General features: G+C 39.2%; 9 protein-coding genes, 13 tRNA genes, 5 pseudogenes, 1 riboswitch and 1 other annotated feature. Of the genes and pseudogenes, 23 read left to right on the top strand and 4 right to left on the bottom strand.

All coding sequences use genetic code 11. The annotated features are described in order from the left end of the window. Positions 1-5 precede the first annotated feature (5 nt). From QK255_RS11620 to QK255_RS11545, 16 genes are all read left to right on the top strand, one after another. Positions 6-79, top strand: a tRNA-Met gene (locus QK255_RS11620). A gap of 18 nt (positions 80-97) precedes the next feature. Next, positions 98-173, top strand: a tRNA-Asp gene (locus tag QK255_RS11615). Position 174: 1 nt separating this feature from the next. After that, a tRNA-Gly gene (locus QK255_RS11610) sits at positions 175-245 on the top strand. 12 nt (positions 246-257) lie between these two features. Then, positions 258-331: transfer RNA gene (locus QK255_RS11605), tRNA-Ile, on the top strand. 24 nt (positions 332-355) lie between these two features. Then, positions 356-443 (top strand) — tRNA-Ser (locus QK255_RS11600). Between the two features lie 21 nt (positions 444-464). Beyond that, a tRNA-Glu gene (locus QK255_RS11595) sits at positions 465-536 on the top strand. A gap of 23 nt (positions 537-559) precedes the next feature. Then, positions 560-649 (top strand) — tRNA-Ser (locus QK255_RS11590). An 11-nt stretch (positions 650-660) separates the two neighbouring features. Then, a tRNA-Met gene (locus tag QK255_RS11585) sits at positions 661-734 on the top strand. A 19-nt stretch (positions 735-753) separates the two neighbouring features. Further along, positions 754-826 (top strand) — tRNA-Asp (locus tag QK255_RS11580). 3 nt (positions 827-829) lie between these two features. After that, positions 830-902, top strand: a tRNA-Phe gene (locus tag QK255_RS11575). A gap of 4 nt (positions 903-906) precedes the next feature. After that, a tRNA-Gly gene (locus QK255_RS11570) sits at positions 907-977 on the top strand. 12 nt (positions 978-989) lie between these two features. Continuing rightward, a tRNA-Ile gene (locus tag QK255_RS11565) sits at positions 990-1,063 on the top strand. 11 nt (positions 1,064-1,074) lie between these two features. Further along, positions 1,075-1,146, top strand: a tRNA-Glu gene (locus QK255_RS11560). 186 nt (positions 1,147-1,332) lie between these two features. Beyond that, positions 1,333-1,412: riboswitch (SMK box riboswitch) on the top strand. Then, positions 1,410-2,603: a methionine adenosyltransferase gene (gene metK, locus QK255_RS11555; protein ID WP_002292731.1), complete on the top strand. Its 1,194-nt coding sequence runs from the start codon at positions 1,410-1,412 to the stop codon at positions 2,601-2,603. (Overlaps the previous riboswitch by 3 nt.) A gap of 130 nt (positions 2,604-2,733) precedes the next feature. Continuing rightward, the gene (locus QK255_RS11550; protein WP_002292733.1) at positions 2,734-4,206 is read left to right on the top strand and encodes an MDR family MFS transporter; all 1,473 of its coding nucleotides are present in this window, start codon (positions 2,734-2,736) and stop codon (positions 4,204-4,206) included. An 82-nt stretch (positions 4,207-4,288) separates the two neighbouring features. After that, positions 4,289-5,077: an alpha/beta hydrolase gene (locus QK255_RS11545; RefSeq protein WP_283341554.1), complete on the top strand. Its 789-nt coding sequence runs from the start codon at positions 4,289-4,291 to the stop codon at positions 5,075-5,077. Positions 5,078-5,146: 69 nt separating this feature from the next. Here the strand turns inward: QK255_RS11545 and QK255_RS11540 are convergent. Then, positions 5,147-5,811: pseudogene (locus tag QK255_RS11540) on the bottom strand (TetR/AcrR family transcriptional regulator C-terminal domain-containing protein). Between the two features lie 114 nt (positions 5,812-5,925). Here QK255_RS11540 and QK255_RS11535 point away from each other — a divergent pair. Continuing rightward, positions 5,926-7,636: pseudogene (locus QK255_RS11535) on the top strand (ABC transporter ATP-binding protein). 2 nt (positions 7,637-7,638) lie between these two features. Beyond that, positions 7,639-9,402 (top strand): annotated as a pseudogene (locus QK255_RS11530) (ABC transporter ATP-binding protein). 180 nt (positions 9,403-9,582) lie between these two features. Here QK255_RS11530 and mnmM read toward each other — a convergent pair. The 3 genes and pseudogenes from mnmM to QK255_RS11515 form a co-directional block, all read right to left on the bottom strand. Continuing rightward, a pseudogene (gene mnmM, locus QK255_RS11525) lies at positions 9,583-10,079 on the bottom strand (tRNA 5-(aminomethyl)-2-thiouridylate-methyltransferase MnmM). Between the two features lie 80 nt (positions 10,080-10,159). Further along, a pseudogene (mnmL, locus tag QK255_RS11520) lies at positions 10,160-11,115 on the bottom strand (tRNA modification radical SAM protein MnmL/YtqA). Further along, positions 11,115-11,771 (bottom strand): phosphatase PAP2 family protein, encoded by a 657-nt coding sequence (locus QK255_RS11515; RefSeq protein WP_002292251.1) that lies wholly within the window; start codon positions 11,769-11,771, stop codon positions 11,115-11,117. Before QK255_RS11515 ends, mnmL begins: the two are co-directional and overlap by 1 nt. 368 nt (positions 11,772-12,139) lie before the next feature. Here QK255_RS11515 and QK255_RS11510 point away from each other — a divergent pair, with 368 nt between their 5' ends. The 5 genes from QK255_RS11510 to QK255_RS11490 all read left to right on the top strand — a co-directional run bounded on the left by QK255_RS11510 (position 12,140) and on the right by QK255_RS11490 (position 20,772). Beyond that, entirely contained in the window at positions 12,140-14,146 is a 2,007-nt protein-coding gene (locus QK255_RS11510) for a LysM peptidoglycan-binding domain-containing protein (protein WP_002292254.1), read from the top strand. A 69-nt stretch (positions 14,147-14,215) separates the two neighbouring features. Further along, positions 14,216-14,422: a binding site (T-box leader), on the top strand. 145 nt (positions 14,423-14,567) lie between these two features. Next, a complete protein-coding gene (leuS, locus tag QK255_RS11505) occupies positions 14,568-16,982 on the top strand; it encodes a leucine--tRNA ligase (RefSeq protein WP_002292255.1) in 2,415 nt (804 codons plus the stop codon). 180 nt (positions 16,983-17,162) lie between these two features. Continuing rightward, positions 17,163-18,233, top strand: a complete 1,071-nt coding sequence (locus tag QK255_RS11500; protein WP_002292256.1) for an FUSC family protein — start codon at positions 17,163-17,165, stop codon at positions 18,231-18,233. 224 nt (positions 18,234-18,457) lie between these two features. Next, entirely contained in the window at positions 18,458-18,772 is a 315-nt protein-coding gene (locus QK255_RS11495) for a PTS cellobiose transporter subunit IIB (protein ID WP_002292257.1), read from the top strand. A gap of 20 nt (positions 18,773-18,792) precedes the next feature. Further along, positions 18,793-20,772 carry a BglG family transcription antiterminator gene (locus tag QK255_RS11490; protein WP_002292258.1) on the top strand — a complete coding sequence of 660 codons (1,980 nt, stop codon included), beginning with the start codon at positions 18,793-18,795 and terminating at the stop codon, positions 20,770-20,772. Positions 20,773-20,779: the final 7 nt, after the last annotated feature.

The raw sequence follows: 20,779 nt of genomic DNA, 5'->3' as shown, positions 1-20,779 counted from the left end.
ATTACCGCGGGATGGAGCAGTCTGGTAGCTCGTCGGGCTCATAACCCGAAGGTCGTAGGTTCAAATCCTGCTCCCGCAATTAAAAACTAAAAACACTGGTTCCGTGGTGTAGGGGTTAACATGCCTGCCTGTCACGCAGGAGATCGCGGGTTCGATTCCCGTCGGAACCGCCATGCGGGTGTAGTTTAGTGGTAAAACCACAGCCTTCCAAGCTGTTGTCGCGAGTTCGATTCTCGTCACCCGCTTTTAGTTTTTATGGGCCTATAGCTCAGCTGGTTAGAGCGCACGCCTGATAAGCGTGAGGTCGATGGTTCGAGTCCATTTAGGCCCATTAGTACAAAATCTTATTGGTTTTGGGGAAGTACTCAAGTGGCTGAAGAGGCGCCCCTGCTAAGGGTGTAGGTCGGGAAACCGGCGCGAGGGTTCAAATCCCTCCTTCTCCGTTTCAATATTTTGTTTTACCTGGCCCGTTGGTCAAGCGGTTAAGACACCGCCCTTTCACGGCGGTAACACGGGTTCGAATCCCGTACGGGTCATTAAATTCAATATAGTTTTACATGGAGGATTACCCAAGTCCGGCTGAAGGGAACGGTCTTGAAAACCGTCAGGCGGGTAAAACCGTGCAAGGGTTCGAATCCCTTATCCTCCTTTTCATATTATCGCGGGATGGAGCAGTCTGGTAGCTCGTCGGGCTCATAACCCGAAGGTCGTAGGTTCAAATCCTGCTCCCGCAATTTAAAAACTAAAAACACTGGTTCCGTGGTGTAGGGGTTAACATGCCTGCCTGTCACGCAGGAGATCGCGGGTTCGATTCCCGTCGGAACCGTTTGGCTCGGTAGCTCAGTTGGTAGAGCAATGGATTGAAGCTCCATGTGTCGGCAGTTCGATTCTGTCCCGCGCCATTATGCGGGTGTAGTTTAGTGGTAAAACCACAGCCTTCCAAGCTGTTGTCGCGAGTTCGATTCTCGTCACCCGCTTTTAGTTTTTATGGGCCTATAGCTCAGCTGGTTAGAGCGCACGCCTGATAAGCGTGAGGTCGATGGTTCGAGTCCATTTAGGCCCATTTATTTTATTGGCCCGTTGGTCAAGCGGTTAAGACACCGCCCTTTCACGGCGGTAACACGGGTTCGAATCCCGTACGGGTCATGGAAGATACTTGATGAGTATCTTTTTCTTTTTATCTGAAAGAATGATTTTAAAAGGCTTAGCAGAGTTATCTTTATAGATGATTGTGCTAAGCTTTTTTGGATAAATCTAACGTAAAATATTTATATTTTTTAAGCAAAAAAATGAAAAAATACGAGCAGAAAACTGTTTTATCTGCTATACTTGGTTCGTTGCAAGTTCCCGAAAGGATCCGTAGGACGGAGATGCCTTGTAACCGAATTTAACTAGGGGGAATCATTATAATGGTAGAAAGACACTTATTTACATCAGAATCTGTTTCTGAAGGACATCCAGATAAAATCGCTGACCAAATCAGTGATGCAATCTTGGATGCAATTTTAGAACAAGACCCAACAGCACGAGTAGCGTGTGAAACATCTGTAACAACTGGGCTTGTTTTAGTATTTGGAGAAATATCTACGACGGCATATGTAGATATCCAAAAAGTTGTACGGGAAACAATAAAAGAAATTGGTTATACACGTGCAAAATTCGGATTTGATGGAGATACAGCAGCTGTATTGGTTGCGATTGATGAACAATCTCCTGATATTGCTCAAGGAGTTGACGAAGCACTTGAGATCCGAGATGAAGATAAAAAAGACGTATTAGATGAAATTGGTGCTGGCGACCAAGGGTTAATGTTTGGTTTTGCTGTAGATGAAACACCGGAATTAATGCCTTTACCAATCGCTTTGAGTCATCGTCTGGTACGCCGCTTGGCAGATTTACGTAAATCAAATGAATTAACGTATTTACGTCCAGATGCAAAATCTCAAGTCACAGTTGAATATGATGATCAAGGACAACCTGAACGCGTAGATACAATCGTTATTTCAACACAGCATGATGATGCAGTAGATAATGAAACAATTCGTCATGATGTCATCGAAAAAGTAGTGAAGGAAGTTATTCCAGCTGAATTATTAGATGATCAAACAAAATATTATATCAATCCGACTGGCCGATTTGTCATTGGTGGTCCTCAAGGGGATGCCGGATTAACAGGAAGAAAGATCATTGTTGATACGTATGGCGGTTATGCTCGTCATGGTGGCGGTGCTTTTTCTGGTAAAGATGCGACAAAAGTTGACCGTTCTGCCAGCTATGCTGCACGTTATATTGCTAAAAACATCGTTGCAGCAGGGCTTGCTCGCAAAGCAGAAGTACAGCTAGCTTATGCGATTGGTGTTGCTCAACCTGTTTCGATCTCCATCAATACTTTCGGTACTGGAACGGTTCCGGAAGAAGAATTGATTGCTGCAGTGAGAGAAAACTTCGATCTTCGGCCAGCAGGAATCATCGAGATGCTTGATTTGCGTCGTCCGATTTACAAACAAACAGCTGCTTACGGTCATTTTGGTCGTACAGATGTGGATCTGCCTTGGGAACATACGGACAAAGTAGATGCATTGAAAGCAAGTTTAGCAAAATAAGCTATATTCAGCTGGAACGATCGCCGAATGGTGGTTGTTCCAGCTTTTTTTATGGCAGTGCACCTCTTGAAAAAGATAGTGAGTATTTATCTATTTTTAGATCCTGTCATGATGAAAAAGGAGGAATAAGATGAAAAAAGAAACAAATGTTGCTTTAGTCACAGTGAGTGTTTTCATTGCAACGTTCATGACGGCTATTGAAGGAACAATCGTAACAACCGCTATGCCAACGATCGTCGGCTCATTACATGGAATGGAAATCATGAACTGGGTATTTTCGATTTATTTGCTGACAAACGCTATGCTTACTCCGATTTACGGAAAACTTGCGGATAAAGTGGGACGAAAACCAATTTTTATTTTTGGGACATTATTGTTTATTATCGGTTCGTTATTTTGCGGTTTATCTCAAAGCATGATTGGGTTGATTGCTGCTCGTGCGATTCAAGGGATGGGCGCTGGAGCAATGATGCCAGTAGCTTTGACGATCATCGGCGATCTTTATTCTATTGAGAAGCGAGCAAAAGTTTTAGGTTTGAATAGTTCAGCTTGGGGGATTGCCAGTGTTTTTGGACCGCTCGCGGGAGGATTCATCGTTGAAACGATCAGCTGGCACTGGATCTTTTTTATCAATGTGCCGATCGGAATTCTATTAATTATTTTTATTTGGCTATATTTAAATGAACCAAAAATCATACATGAGTCTAAACCAATGGATATTTTTGGTAGTTTTAGTTTGATGGTCATGCTTGTCTCATTGCTGTTAGGATTCCAATTATTAGGAGACGAAGGAATGAGTCCGCTTGTTTCTGCTTTGCTGCTAGGTAGTATCGTACTGTTAGGTATTTTTATTTTTGCCGAAAAAAGAGCTAAAGATCCTGTCATCATGATGTATTTATTCAAAAATCCACTATTTGTTGTGGTCAACTTGGCTGCAGCATTGGCTAGTGGTTTTTTGATGGGAATCGATGTTTATATTCCTATGTGGATGCAAGGTGTATTAGGACTGAATGCAGCAATTGGTGGGTTGGTATTAGCACCATTATCACTAGTCTGGATGGTCGGTTCTTTCCTTGCAAGCAAGTGGATGACTCAAATGAAAACTCATTGGGTCTTGAGAATTGGACTACTAATCGCAGCTATTGGGGGCGCTTGGTTGTATCTTATGCCTTTCAGAAGTAACTATTTATGGTTTTTTGCTATATCAACGGTCATCGGTATAGGCTTAGGTGTGACCATGACTACCTCGACTGTCAGTGCACAAAATAGTGTATCTCGTGATCAGCTTGGTGTAGCAACTTCTTTTAATACGTTAGTTCGAACAATTGGTCAAACAGTCATGGTTTCTATTTTTGGTTTATTGATAAATGGGGTAACTAAACGAGAACTTGCAGCAGCAAATTTAACAAATGATACGGATATCATGAACAAACTGGTGAATCCACAAACGGCTAAATATATCGATGCGGATATTCTATTGCCATTAAGAAAAATTCTTTATGATGGGTTACATTCCGTTTATCTAGTTGGCTTGTTACTCGTGATCATTGCTTTGGTCTTAACGCTTTTCGTTCATGAAAAAAGTGGTAAAATAAAACAGTAGTTTCGGTCGAGACATGTACTTTGCCGAATCATTCAAATTTAAAGTTATTCAAAAATAACTTCTTACTAAGGAAGGCGAAAATATGGCATTTATTCAAGCAAATATTTATTCGAATGTATTAGAAATGGAAGTCAATCTAAATGTGATACTTCCACAAACAACTAAAAAGGTGATTGGCACCAGTTCAGAGCAAGCGACAACGGACATACCTGTTTTATATTTACTTCATGGGATGGGTGGCAATCATAGTGTATGGGAAAGACGTACGTCGATTGAACGTTATGTAGCAGACTACGGATTAGCTGTCATCATGCCATCTACTGATCTTGGCTGGTACACAGATACGGTTTATGATATGAAATATTGGACGTTCATTGCAGAAGAGCTACCTGAGATTTGTCTTGAACTATTCCCACAATTAACAAGAAAAAGAAAAAAAACATATGCCGCTGGATTATCGATGGGCGGATATGGCGCATTAAAACTAGGCCTTGCAAAATCAGAAAATTTCGCAGCAGTAATCTCTCTTTCAGGCGCTGTTTCTGTAGGAAACCGAATGGATGATCTTTTGATGGTTCGTAAAGCAGCCTTTTGGGAAGGAATCTTTGGACCATTGGATCAAATCGAAGGTTCAAAGAATGATCCACAATATTTATTGAAAGAATTAGTAAAAAGCGGAAAACCAGTCCCAAGGTTTTATATGGCTTGTGGGGAATCTGATTTTCTTTATCAAGCAAATCAGGAAATGGTATCTGCTATGCAGGAACAAGGCTTAGCGGTCACCTTTGAACAAGGACCTGGCGATCATAATTGGATCTTCTGGGATCAATGGATCCAACGTGCATTGGTGTGGCTGATGGAAGAAAAGTAAAAAAGAGACTTAAAAAGATAGCTCCTATAGAGATCACTTTGTTGGTGACCTTTATAGGAGCTTTTTTTATCAATTGTTTTCTCTTCTTTTATTTTGTTGGCATAAACCTTCAATATAGGTTTGTGCACTCGTTAGAAAGAGTGCTTTTTCATTCAATTCTGCATGGGACTGCATACTTTCTTTAGATCCCTCTAATTGATTTTCAACTACATAATTACGCATAAATAGAACTGTTTCTTTCAAAAATTCATTTCCGTCCATAATCTTTTGCCGAAGCTGTTGTTCATGCTGCTGATCCATTAGCTGTCCAATCAATAAATTGTGGAGAGAGGCAATGGCCTGATGACTTTGGGTGACTGAAAATCCTTCACGAACAAGTAGTTGGATCATTTGTTCCAAATGTTCTAATCGACTCGGAAAAGCGGGCACAGTATTGATTTCTAATTCTGCCCCACAAGGAAAACGTGTGTAAAGGTCATAGTAATTTTCCATATACTGCAACAATTGTTCATTCCAGGGCAAAGTTGGATCTGGAAGCGCTAATTCTTCTTCCATTGTTTCAGCCATTTTCTGCAAAAGCTGTTGTTTATTTTGAAATACCAATATAAAGCAGGTGCTTGAACGTGAATTCTGTTTGCGATGTTTCGCATGGAAAGCTGCGAAAGAGCTTGTGTTTCAGCCAAGATATCAAAGGCGGCCTGAATGATGATTGCTTGAGAAAGCTTTATTTCCATTTTATCAACCTCGTGTATTGCATTATCTTTTTAAACATGGTAAATTGTTAGTCGGTCTAATTTTACAGTGTTAAATTAGTCCTGTCAATTTAAACAAAGGGGTGTAATCAACGAATGAAATTAATCTTACGACATGCGAAAAAATATAAAGTAGCTGTTTTATTTCCTTGCTGTCCGTAGCAGTCATGGTTGCAGCAGCATTATGGCAACCTAAATTACTACAGCAAGTATTGGAAGCTATTATTACAGAAGATAATGATGAAATGAAAACAATCGGTATTTATCTGATCAGTCTGGCTTTGCTAGGATTAGCTGCAGGTGTAACGAACACGATTTTCTCTGCGAAAGTAGCTCAGGGCGTAAGTGCAGATATCCGAGAAGAAGCTTTTCGAAAGATCCAGACATTTTCATTTGGGAATATCGAACAGTTCTCTGCTGGGAATCTTGTTGTTCGTCTAACAAATGATATCACGCAAATCCAAAATTTAGTGATGATTTCTTTGCAATCACTTTTTCGAATTCCATTCTTATTTATTGGTGCCTTCATTTTAGCTATGATCACGATGCCACAATTGTGGTGGATCATCGTAGCGCTTATCGTTACGGTATTTCTTATCACGGCACTTTCATTTACACGGATGGGTAAGCACTTCATGATCATTCAAAAACTGATTGATCGTGTAAATAGCATTGCAAAAGAAAACTTACTAGGGATTCGTGTAGTGAAATCATTTGTACAGGAAGAAAACCAATTGAAGACATTCAGCAAAGTAAGTGAGGACTTAACAAAACACAACATCATAGTCGGTACATTATTTTCTGTGATGATCCCGTCCTTCATGCTGGCTGCCAATTTAGCTGTGGTTGGGGCGATCTTCTTTGTGAGCGATCTTGTTAAAGATGATCCTACATTAATTGGTGGAATTGCTTCATTCATGAATTACTTGATGCAGATCATGATGGCGATCATTATCGGCGGAATGATGATGATGATGACTTCAAGAGCAGCCGTATCGCTGAAGCGGATTGCGGAAATTTTAGATGCTGAACCAGATCTTACTTATTTAGACGTTCCAGAACAAGAGCTGACGGGTTCTGTCACTTTTGACCATGTTTCTTTTCGTTATCCTGGTGAGGATACAGATACGCTTAAAGATATCAGCTTTCTATCAAACCTGGAGAAATGGTCGGGATCGTCGGTGCGACTGGCGCCGGGAAATCCACACTAGCACAGCTGATTCCTCGTCTATTTGATCCAACAGAAGGAAAAGTAGAAGTAGGTGGTGTAGATCTTCGCCAAGTAAATGAAAAGAGTTTAAGACAAACGGTGTCCTTTGTTTTGCAAAAAGCAATTTTATTCTCAGGAACGATTGCTCAAAACTTGCGCCAAGGAAAAAAGAATGCAACAGAAAAAGAGATGGAGCATGCTTCTTCTATTGCTCAAGCAAAAGAATTCATCGAAAAGCTATCTGATCGTTACGAAGCACCAGTAGAAGAACGAAGCAGCAATTTTTCTGGTGGACAAAAGCAGCGGACTATCCATTACTCGGGTGTTATCGGTGATCCAAAGATCTTGATTTTAGATGATAGTACGAGTGCATTGGATGCTCGCTCTGAAAAACTGGTCCGAGAAGCACTTGATCGAGATTTGAAGGGAACAACGACGATCGTCATCGCACAAAAAATTGCTTCTGTTGTCAAAGCAGACCGCATCTTAGTATTGGATGAAGGTAGATTAGTCGGCGAAGGGAACCCATGAGGAATTGGTAGCTGGAAACCGTATCTATCAGGAATCTTTGAAACTCAAAAAGGAACGGAGGAGTAAGTATGACTGATTTAATAAAAGCAAGTAAATTTTTCTATCACTATTTGAAACGGTACAAACTCTCCTTTTCTTTATCTTTATCACAGTAATTATTGCTACCTATCTACAAGTAAAAGCACCTCAGTATATCGGGGAAGCTTTCCAAGAATTAGCAAATTACGTAGGTGGCTTGATGCAAGGCGTAGATGATAAAAGCAAATTTGTTTCTGTAATATGGAAACTCTTGTTGTTTATGTATTAGCTAGTGCAGCCAACTTTATCTATAGTATTTTATTCCACTCAAGTAGTAGGAAAGTCAACGAACCCGAAATGCGTATCGGTTTATTCAACAAATTGGAAAATTGACGATTCGCTTCTTTGATCTCATCAAGATGTGAATTTTAAGTCGTTTTACCAGTGACTTAGATAATATTCAAAATAGTTTGAACCAAGCATTGCTTCAAGTCATCACGAATGCTGTTTTACTTGTCGGAATCTTGATTATGATGTTTCGTCAAAATGTAGAATTAGCTTGGGCTACGATTGCTTCTACTCCAGTAGCTATTTTGATAGCTGTCTTGATTATTCGAAAAGCGCGAAAATATGTGGATCTTCAGCAAGATGAAGTGGGAAAACTGAATGGCTATATGGATGAAAAAATCAGCGGACAACGTGTCATCATCACAAATGGCTTACAAGAAGAAACGATTGAAGGATTCTTAGAACATAATCAAAGTGTTCGCGAAGCAACGTTCAAAGGACAAGCTTATTCTGGCCTACTATTTCCGATGATGCAAGGAATGTCACTAGTCAATACAGCAATCGTTATCCTTTTCGGCGGCTGGTTAGCATTGAATGGCGATTTGGAACGTTCGGTGGCGTTAGGCTTAGTTGTGACATTCGTCCAATATTCACAACAATACTACCAACCATTGATGCAGATTTCTTCTGGGTACAGCATGATCCAATTAGCAATTACAGGGGCAAGACGATTAAATGAAATGTTTGATGAAAAAGATGAAGTCAAACCAGAAAACGGTAAAGCATTTGATGGAGTAGAACAAGGACTTGCCTTGCAACACGTAGATTTTGGTTATTCTCCAGAAAAACTAGTCTTGAAAGATGTCTCAATCAATGTGGACAAAGGAGAAATGGTTGCTCTTGTTGGACCAACCGGATCTGGGAAAACGACGATCATGAATCTGCTGAATCGTTTTTACGATGTCAATGATGGGTCAGTAGTAATCGATGGAATAGATATCCGAGAGTATGATCTAGATGCATTACGTAGACATGTAGGAATCGTTTTGCAAGAATCCGTCTTGTTCTCTGGCACCATCAAAGACAATATCACATTCGGTAAACCAGATGCTTCAGATGAAGAAATCATCAATGCAGCAAAACAAGCGAACATTCACGACTTTATCATGACGTTAGAAAAAGGGTATGATACAGAGATATCCGAAGAAAACAATTTGTTCAGTACAGGTCAAAGCAGTTGATCAGTATTGCTCGAACGATCATCACAAATCCATCTTTATTGATTTTGGATGAAGCAACAAGTAATGTAGACACGGTAACAGAAGCAAGGATCAAAAAGCAATGGATGAAGCAATCAAAGGAAGAACCAGCTTTGTGATTGCTCACCGGCTGAAACGATCTTGAATGCAGATAGAATCGTTGTCTTGCGTGATGGGGAAGTCATTGAAGAAGGCAGTCATCACGAGCTATTAGCAGAAAATGGATTTTATGCGGAACTTTATCATAATCAATTTGTATTTGAATAAAGAGGTTGTGAAAAAGCTGTCCTGCATCAAGTAATAAGAACAGCCAATCAAAAACAGCTTCTCATGTTTTTGATTTGGTTGGACTTATTACCGCAGATGCAAGCTTTTGAGCACCGTGAATAAAGAGGTTGTGAAATCAACGCTCTAACCTGAGTACTAGAGAAAAAAACGCAAAACATATCATTTATGTTTTGCGTTTTTTTTATCTTTTTTTCTCGATACAATATAAAATAGGCGGCTGGTTTTTTGGTTGATAAACCGATAATTCAGCACATTATATGTTTCCTGTGGCAGTTTGGAACAAAAAGAATCAACCATATCCAGTTTTTTCTCCGCCTTCATGACCATAGTAGACAACAAGGATCAATCGTCCGCGAGGCACAAGTCGTTTCAATATTTCTTCCATAGCTGTGCGTGTAGTCTGGCATAGTGATGATGATTGCTTTTTGGAGATACCCTAGATTGAAGATCCCTGCTTTGAGATCTTGTTGTTCAGCTATTACTTCTCCTAACGTTTCGTGGCCTTGTAGAAACAATGAGACACGTTCTTCTAACTGATGCTGTTCTAGCTTTTCACGAGTAGCATCGATTGCTTGTTGCTGGATATCGAAACTATAGACATGACCAGTTTTTCCGATGTGTTCTGCTAGAAAAACCGTATCGTGGCCATTGCCCATCGTTGCATCTACGACGTGATCTCCTGGTTGCAAGATTTCTTGCAGTAATGTATGGCTGAAATACAAAGCAGTTTGCAACATCAGACACTCACCTTTTTCCGTACATCATATTTTCCTTGGAAGCTATCTCTGCGAAGAAGTTCTTCATCAATTGCATTCAAGACTTCCATTTTTTCAAGCTCCACATTGGTCCAATCAAGGAATCCCACGGCGCATCCCCTGTCAAACGATGGATGATGATCTCTTTTGGTATCATTTCCAGCTGGTCGCAAATGACATTGACATAGTCAGGACGGCTCATTAATTGAAGTCGACCTTCATGATAGTCTCGCAACATTCTCGTTTTGCGCATCAGATGCATCAAATGGAGCTTGATTCCTTGGATATCGGAATCTAAAATAGTGCGTCTGACATTTTCTTTCATCATTTCTAAACTTTCGCCTGGTAATCCGTTGATCAAATGCGTACAAACACGGATATTATGTTTGCGTAATTTAGCCACGCCATCTAAATAAGTTTGATAATCATGTGCTCGGTTGATCAGTTTTGAAGTTTCTTCAAAAGTTGTTTGCAATCCAAGTTCTACCCATAAATACATCCGCTCGTTCAGTTCAGCAAGGTAATCAACTACTTCATCTGGCAGACAATCCGGTCGTGTACCGACTGATAATCCTACGACACCTGGTAAATTGACTACTTGCTCAAATCGTTCTTTGATTATTTCAACTGGCGCATGGGTGTTTGTAAAATTTTGGAAATAAACGATGTATTGTTGGACATGAGGCCATTTTTGATGCATCATGTCGATTTCTTTCTGGAATTGGATTGGAAGTGGATCTTCAGGTGCAACGATCATATCACCCGAACCAGATACACTGCAAAAAGTACAACCGCCATGGGCAACAGTCCCATCTCGATTCGGGCAGTCGAACCCTCCATCGATCGGCACCTTGAAAATTTTCCCGCCAAACTCATTTCGTAAAGCATAATTCCAAGAATGATATCTTTTATTTCCTTCTGAATAAGGAAAAGTCATTAAAAGTCCTTCTTTCTGTAAGAGTTACCTATTTGTTTTCTTTTTTCTCTATACACTGGATAAGTCAGGCACAGCCAAGAAAAACTGAGTAAGTAGCCGCCGATGATATCGGTAGGAAAATGAACACCCAGATAAATGCGGCTTATCCCGACACTTACTATAATAAACACCATCAGCAATTGAAGCAATGTACGTAAGGTTCTTTTTTGAACAAAAGCTGGCAGCAGAAATAGGAAAGAGCCGTAAAGAATCATACTGCCTGCTGCATGTCCACTAGGGAAACTGTAACTTGTTTCAACCACTAAGTGTGTCAATGAAGGGCGCTCTCGCATGAAAAATAGTTTGATCAACGGGTTGATGATTCCAGCAATTACAATAAATCCAGAAACGAACCAAACTGTTTCTGCCCTTTTTTTCTTATACCACATCCATAAAGCCGTACAAGCAAATAAAATGATGACGGTAAGAGGATTACCGAATTTAGTCATAAAGAGTTGGTAGCTGTTCAGATCAGGATAAGAAGCTCTGACAATGTCTGTAAACCACTGATCGAAACCAGAAAGCCACGATAGATGGAACTTTACGATCCAGCCCAAAATAAAAAACAGGACAAGAAAGAAGCTGCCAGTCACTTGAAATGATGTTTTATATTTCATACAATTCCTCCTTTGAAGCAATGACTTATTATAGCATTTTTGGTCCAGCGAAAAAAACGGTAAAGAGATAAAACCCATGCATGATCCCTCTTTGAATAACCAATATTCTTATAAAAAAATAACTGTAATCGGAAAGACATTTTTTGGTAATACAAATGAAATGTTAGGAAAATAAAATCAGTGTTTTTCGAAATCCTTGTAAATAAGAACATAGACGTAGGAAGAACTTAAAAATGAACAGAAGTTGTTCATTACGGTAAATTACAATATGATTACAAAAAACAACAAAGCTCTTAAATAACTTTTAATAAATATTAAGAGAAGTTATAATTATTAATAATAGATAAATTGAAGTTGGAGGATAGAAGATGGAAAACATTGCAAGAAAAGAACGGAGACGTTTAGAACAGACCAAACGTTTTCGAAAAGCAAAACGAGGGGCAGCAATCGTGGGAACTGCGATGGTAGGCTGTTCTGTCGCTGCTCCATTAGTACAGCCGGTTCCTGTTCAAGCGGATGAAACACCTGTTCAGTTCGGCGCAAGAATCAATACAGCGGCATTTATTACAGAAATTGCTACTTATGCGCAGCCAATTGCTCAAGCCAACGATTTGTATGCATCAGTGATGATCGCACAAGCAGTTGTAGAAAGCGGTTGGGGCAGTAGTGCGTTATCGCAAGCACCTTATTATAATCTTTTTGGGATAAAAGGCAGCTATCAAGGACAAACTGTCTACATGGATACGCTTGAATTTTTAAATAATCAATGGGTAAATAAAAAGGAGCCTTTCCGACAATATCCTTCTTTTGCTGAATCGTTCAATGACAATGCCTATGTACTTAGAAATACTTCATTTGGCAACGGTTATTACTATGCCGGTACTTGGAAGAGCAACACGAGATCCTATACAGATGCGACAGCTTGTTTGACAGGTCGTTATGCGACTGACCCTGGTTATGCAAGCAAATTAAATAATATCATCACGACTTACGGATTGACCCAATATGATACACCAGCTAGCGGAAACGCGGGCGGTGGAGCCACTACAGGTGGGAATAATACTGGAAGTACAGGTAGTACTAGCGGTTCAAGTAATTCTGGTAATACAAACTCAGGTTCAGCAACTTCGACCACTTATACTGTTCAATCTGGCGATTCTGTTTGGGGAATCTCCAATAAATTCGGTATTACAATGGATCAATTGATTCAATGGAACAATATCCAAAACAATTTCATTTACCCAGGACAAAAACTAACGATCAAGGGTAGCCAAGAAAATGGCTCTTCGACGAATAATTCTGGTAACAATACCAATTCTTCAGGAAATGCTGGTACATCAAACGGAGGACAAACAACTGGGGCGAAATACACTGTTCAATCTGGCGATTCTGTTTGGAAGATCTCAAATGATCACGGAATTACGATGGCTCAATTGATTGAATGGAACAATATCAAGAATAATTTTGTTTATCCAGGACAACAGCTGATCGTATCAAATGGCGGTTCCTCTAATACTGGAGCAAATACTGGCAACACAAGTGGTTCAAATTCGTCTAATTCAAGTTCTTCTAATACGGCTTCAGGAACGAAATACACAGTGAAAGCCGGAGACTCTGTTTGGAGTGTCTCCAACAAATATGGAATTACGATGGCTCAACTGATCCAATGGAACAACATCCAAAATAACTTTATTTATCCAGGACAACAACTGACTGTTTCAAACAGTGGGTCAACAAACAGCGCATCAAGTAATACAGGTTCGTCAGCCAATACAAATAACAGCAGCTCAGCTAATACTGGCAGCAGTTCGTCTCAAGGCACTTATACAGTCAAGGCGGGTGAATCTGTTTGGAGCGTAGCGAATAAAAACGGCATCACGATGAATCAGCTGATTGAATGGAATAATATCAAAAACAACTTTATTTACCCAGGACAGCAATTGATCGTTAAAGGCGGCAATTCAGTAAATACCAATACAGGTTCAACTACTTCGGCAGCGAAACCAAATACACCGAATACGTCTGCTACAACAAGTACATCATCCTCTGGTAATACGATGTATACCGTGAAAGCAGGCGAGTCAGTTTGGAGCGTAGCGAACAAACATCATATCACGATGGATCAGTTGATCGAATGGAATAATATCAAAAATAATTTCATCTATCCTGGACAACAAGTGATCGTGAAGAAAGGTTCGTCTCAAACAACAAACCAACAAGCACCTGCAGGTTCGAAAACCTATACTGTGAAATCTGGAGAATCTGTTTGGGGTGTTGCTGACAGCCATGGTATTACAATGGCTCAACTAATCGAATGGAACAATATCAAAAACAACTTTATTTATCCAGGTCAAACATTGATTGTAGCTAAATAAAATAGCTGTTCAAAGAAATAACGATTGAATTCCACAAAAATATTTGTTACTATAAGGCTACTTAAATATGACAACACTTGAAAAGGAAGTAGTAAAAAGACTGAAGTTTCAGAGAGCACATGGTTGGTGAGAATGTGTACGGATGCTTTTGAACTCGCCTTTGAGTTGCCCTTGCTGAATATTCGAGTAAGCAAGTGGCGGTGACGGCCGTTACAACGTTCGAGGCCTTTTCATTAAGGTAAAAATAGGTGGTACCGCGTAGATTACGTCCTATAAAAAGAGCAATCTTTTTATAGGATTTTTTTATTTCTTTTGTGAAGTTTGAGAAAACAAAGTAAAAGAAAACAAAAAGAAACAGATTCTGCCGGTTTTTTTCGCTATAATAGAAACAAGCGTTTTTAATAGAACAGGAGGACAGAAAATGAGTTACAATCATAAAGAAATAGAGAAAAAATGGCAAAAATACTGGGCAAAAACGAATACCTTCAACACCCATGATGATCCTGAAAAACCAAAATTTTATGCACTAGATATGTTTCCCTATCCATCCGGACAAGGGCTCCATGTAGGGCATCCTGAAGGGTATACGGCAACGGATATCCTTTCCCGTGTGAAAAGAAGTCAAGGATACAACGTACTGCATCCAATGGGGTGGGATGCATTCGGTCTACCTGCTGAGCAATATGCGTTAGATACAGGAAACGATCCGGCTGAATTTACCCAAAAAAATATCGAAACATTCCGACGCCAAATCAATTCTTTAGGATTTAGTTATGACTGGAATCGCGAAGTGAATACAACTGATCCAGAGTATTACAAATGGACACAATGGATCTTTACGAAGCTTTATGAAAAAGGCCTGGCTTATGAAGCAGAAGTAGCGGTAAACTGGGTACCTGAATTAGGAACAGTTATTTCAAATGAAGAAGTGATCGATGGAAAAAGTGAACGTGGTGGCTATGACGTAGTCAGAAAACCAATGCGCCAATGGATGCTGAAAATCACTGCTTATGCCGATCGCTTATTGGATGATCTAGAACTAGTTGACTGGCCAGAAAGCATCAAGGAAATGCAAAGAAATTGGATCGGGCGTTCAGTGGGAGCAAATATTGAATTTAAAGTGGCTGGTACGGATAAATCCTATACCGTGTTTACGACACGACCAGATACTTTATTCGGTGCAACTTACTCGGTTCTCGCACCTGAACTAGATCTTGTTAGAGAAATTACGACCCCTGAACAAAAAGCTGCTGTAGAAGCTTATATCGAAGAGACAGCTAAAAAATCAGATCTGAAGAGAACAGATCTTGCAAAAGAAAAAACAGGAGTATTTACTGGTGCTTACGCAATCAATCCAGTCAATGGCAAAGAAATCCCAATCTGGATCGCTGATTATGTATTAGCTTCTTACGGCACAGGAGCAATCATGGCTGTTCCAGCACATGATGAACGTGACTTTGAATTCGCTCAAACTTTCGGACTAGAGATTCTTCCAGTTATCGAAGGTGGAGATGTTCAAAAAGCTGCTTACACAGAAGATGGTACGCACATCAACTCTGAATTTTTAAACGGTATGAACAAACAAGAAGCAATCGACAAAATGAATGAATGGCTAGAAGAAAATGGCGTAGGGAAGAAAGAAGTCAGCTATCGCTTACGCGACTGGCTATTCTCCCGTCAACGTTACTGGGGTGAACCAATCCCAATCATCCACTGGGAAGACGGAACAGTCACAGCTGTCCCAGAAGAAGAGCTACCATTACGTTTGCCTAAGACAAAAAATATCAAGCCAAGCGGTACTGGTGAATCTCCATTAGCAAATATTGAGGAGTGGGTCAATGTCGTTGATCCTGTAACAGGTAAAAAAGGCCGTCGCGAAACGAATACAATGCCACAATGGGCAGGAAGCTCATGGTATTACCTGCGTTATATCGACCCTCATAACAAAAAAGAACTAGCAGATTATGAAAAGTTGAAGCGTTGGCTGCCAGTTGACATCTACATTGGTGGAGCAGAACATGCGGTACTTCATTTACTATATGCACGATTCTGGCATAAATTCTTATACGATATCGGTGTTGTTCCTACAAAAGAACCATTCCAAAAACTATACAATCAAGGAATGATCTTAGGCGAAAACAACGAAAAAATGTCAAAATCTCGCGGTAATGTAGTCAATCCTGATGATGTGGTTGAAACTTACGGTGCAGATACACTGCGCATGTACGAAATGTTCATGGGACCATTAGACGCTTCGATTGCTTGGAGCGAAAATGGCTTAGAAGGAAGCCGCAAATTCTTGGATCGTGTATGGCGCTTGATCGTTGATGAAAACAATAAAATGCGTGATCGTATCACTACATTGAATGACGGCAAACTTGATAAAGTGTACCATCAAACAGTGAAAAAAGTGACAGAAGACTATGAAAATCTTCATTTCAATACAGCAATCTCCCAATTGATGGTCTTTATCAATGAAGCCTATAAAGTGGACGCTCTGCCTTATGAATATATCGAAGGATTTGTTCAACTACTCGCACCGATTGCTCCTCACATAGGTGAAGAACTATGGTCAATCCTTGGAAATGAAGATGGTATTTCTTACGCACCATGGCCAACATATGACGAAGCAGCACTTGTGGAAGACGAAGTAGAAGTTGTTTTCCAAGTAAACGGTAAAGTTCGTGCGAAAAGCAATGTTCCCCGAGACTTAGGGAAAGATGAGCTAGAAAAAGTAGCATTAGCCAATGAAACAGTGCAAGAATATATCGAAGGCAAAACAGTCAGAAAAGTTATTGCGGTACCAAACAAGTTAGTCAATATCGTTGCTAATTAAATAACCTGATAAAAGCAGTTGGCAGAATCTCTGTCAGCTGTTTTTTTGTAAAAAAACATGAATAGGGAAAATAGTTGACAAGAAAATAACAACGCCATATGATGTTCCATAGTATTTACAACCTGTCATAGTTGACTGTGAAAAATATAGAAATAAAAGTAAAAGAAAGGACGACAACAGGTGGGTTTTTATCAGTCTCTGCAACTAGATCCGTTTATTTTAAAACAAAAAATACGAGAAGCAACTTCTAGAAAAGAAAAGCGCATGTATATTTGTTCATTGTTTTTACGATCATTATTTATCGTATTATTTGCCATTTGTTTTATTATTTTCATTACAACATTGTTTGAATCGACGCATAAACCATACGCTGTGGTTTTATTCTGTATGTTGATGAGTATTCGTTTTGTTGATTTTGGTTATAAGATTTTTCATTCGATCATTAGTTTAGCCATCGTTATGCTCTCACTATTAACAGCGCCTTATGTCCAACTGATCAAATGGTCAGGTATGGGCGTGTTGATTCATTTTATTTTACTAAGTAGCATATTACTGGCAACTGCTAGTGACCCTAAAATGGGAAATGCTTCTTTGTACGGTTTTTCTTATCTTTTTATTGTTTATTCGTTACCTAAAGATTTGTTGAACAAGGATTTCTTTACACAAACAGGTAGCTTATTGTTTTTATTTTTTTGTTGGTTTTCAGTTATCCTTTATAGAAAACATCGAGAAAAGAATAGAGGCAAAAGCTTATTCAGAAAGAATTTTTTGAAAGATATTTATTCGCAACAAAAAATTTGGATGCTCAGCTATGCGTTTGGTATCAGTCTTTTGATTGTCGCAGGAGAATATGTCCCTTTTCAACGATTGATGTGGGCAGGGTTTGCATTTTCTTCTATTGTATCTAGCTATGGATTGATGTCGATTGGTTTCAAAGAACGAGCAGTAGACAGAATTATCGGCTCATTGATCGGATGTGCTTTATTTATTGGTATCAGCCAATTTATTCCGTTTGCGTGGGTCGGTATATTGGGTGGACTAGCTTTAGGTATTTGTTCTACCTATAGATATAAAACAATTTTTAATTGCTTTGGTGCTTTGACAATCGCTGCAAGCTTATTTGGTGTTCCAGGAGCAGTAACGATCCGTATTTTTGAGAATATCCTTGGGGTATGTTTAGGAATCATGTATATTGGGGTGACTGAGATACTTATCCGCAAAATAAGAGAAAAACACGGTTTGAATCATTAGATGAGATCGAATAAAAAAATAAGGAAAAAGTGAAGATACACATGGATGATAAATTGCTATCATTCCATGTGTATCTTTTTTACGGTAAATCAGTGAAATGCTCTACGTTCATTATTCAAGAGATGATACACATTTTTTCCGTAATGCTACGGAAATATATATTTTGAATAGAAAACGCTTACAAGTTATGCTTGGTTTATAAAAATAAAAGGAGTGATTGATTTATGAAAAAAGCATTGATTATTTGTGCAGCAGGAATGTCATCATCGATGATGGCCTCAAAGACAACGGATTTCTTTAAGCAAAAAGGAGAAGAGATACTCGTAGATGCAGTTTCAGCTACAGAAGGCGATAATATGATTAAGAATAGTGATTTTGATTTATTTCTGATCAGCCCGCAAACGACGATGTTTTTGGATAAATTCAAAAAATTAGGAGAATCTGTTGGAAAGCCTGTTGTTAGTATCCCTTTCCAAGCGTATGTCCCAATCCCTACAGGCATCCAGAAGTTAGCAGAGGTGATCGAAGAGAACATATGATGGAATAGGAGTGGATGATAATGAAACAGAAGGAAAAATTACTGTTGAGATATTTGATTGATCACAGGAAGGAGTATGTCACCAGTCAACGTTTAGCTTCTGAATTGTTATTATCTGATCGGACAATCCGTAATTACTTGCAGCGGATCAAAGAGTTAGTAGAAGAAAACGGAGGTAAGATCATTGCTAAACCAGGTTATGGTTACCAACTGCATATTTTACAAAGACTGACATTTGATCTGTTTTTGAGTCGGCAAGAAATAGTACCGGGATATGCTAGAGAGCCTCAAGGATTTTATGAGTCGGAAGACCGACAAAAGTATATATTGAACCAACTGCTTTTGGAAGATGCCATTCTTTTTATGGATGATTTGGCAGAAGAGCTTTATATCAGTCGTTCTAGTTTGACAAAGGACATGCAAGAAATCAAAGAGCGGTTGATTTCTTATTCACTAAAAATTGTTTCTAAGCATGGTCAAGGGATATGGATCGAAGGGGAAGAAAGAAATCGACGGCATTTTATCATGGATACTTTTTTCGGGAACCATTATGGGAATTCATTGAAAGAATATTTAGGACAAAGTCGCTTTTTCACAGACATCAGTTTTGAAGAGCTAGTGATCATCATTCTCGATGAAACAAGAGAAGCTAAGTTAAAAGTTTCTGATTTTATCATACAGAATTTGTCCTTACACTTGGCTTTGGGAATCAAACGTCTACGAGAAGGGTTTGAAATCAAGGAACTAGGTATCGAACAAGAAGTTTCTGATCGAGTAGAGTATCAAGTCGCGCAACGCATTGTTCAACGTATTGAGGTAATCGCAGATGTATCGTTTCCCCAAGAAGAAATTGCTTATTTGACTTTACACCTTATGGCTAAGTCAAATCATAGAGAAAATAAAAATGATCAGGAACTATCAAAGGAAGTAGCGAAAGTTTTGAAACGATTGTCTCAGGAATTTCGTTTTTCATTAATAGAGGATCACCAGCTTTTCAATGGTCTACTCGATCATTTGTCACCAATGATGATTCGATTGAGCCGAGGCATTCGCATTGAGAACCCTCTGACTGAAGAGATAAAGGAAGAAAATCCCAAAGTTTTTGAAGCAGTAAAAACGCATTTCAGCAACATGCCGGCTTTGAAAAACTATACCATCAATGAAGATGAATGGGCCTATTTGGCTTTGCATCTCATGGCGGCATTGGAAAAAGAAAGAGCTACGCATAAATTGCATGCGTTGATCATCTGTGCAACGGGTTACGGCAGTGCCCAATTATTAAAGAATCGTGTAGTCAGTGAATTTGGAAAAAATATTACAGTGGTAAATGTAAAAGGCTATTATGAGATCAATGAAACAACTTTAAAAGGAATCGACTTGATTATTTCTTCTATTGATCTTTCGACAATGTTTTTTAAAATTCCAGTTTTACATGTCAGTATTTTTTTGAATGAAGATGATGTTCATAAAATACGAAAGGTAATTGGTGAATCTATACCTTATCATTCCTCAGATCGACCGATACCAGCATTTTCTCTACAGCAAAAAAAGCAGATTTACACCGAACAGCTGTCTGAAAAGTTTTTCAAGACTTATACGTACGAACCGAAAAAAGAAGAAGTTCTTCATGATTTGTTGCAAAAGCTGAGCATAAATGAAGAAGAAGGATATATAAGAGAAATGCGAAAGCAGATCCAGCAACGTGAAAGTATGGGACAAATCATATTCAGTGATACAGTGGCAGTCCCACATCCCGCTGTTCCAGTTGGAATCGAAACAAAGATAGCCGTTGCATTGATTCCTTCAGGGATGCAATGGAATCAGTATCAAGGAATCCATTTTGTTTTTCTAGTTTCGCCTTCTTATATCGAAAATGAAGGAATTACGGTCGTGACCAAAGCAATCGTTAGGTTAGTTGACCAGCTAAACGTGCAACAGGAAATCTTAGCTGAACCTATTTTTGAGAATTTCAGCAGTAAATTTATCAAATTGATCGAATAAGGAGGAA

Origin of the sequence: Enterococcus sp. ZQ21 (assembly GCF_030053755.1) — a bacterium.
Lineage (GTDB): Bacteria > Bacillota > Bacilli > Lactobacillales > Enterococcaceae > Enterococcus_B > Enterococcus_B lactis.
The sequence above is the reverse complement of the archived record's forward strand: the minus strand, read 5'-3'. Positions and strand labels throughout refer to the sequence as shown.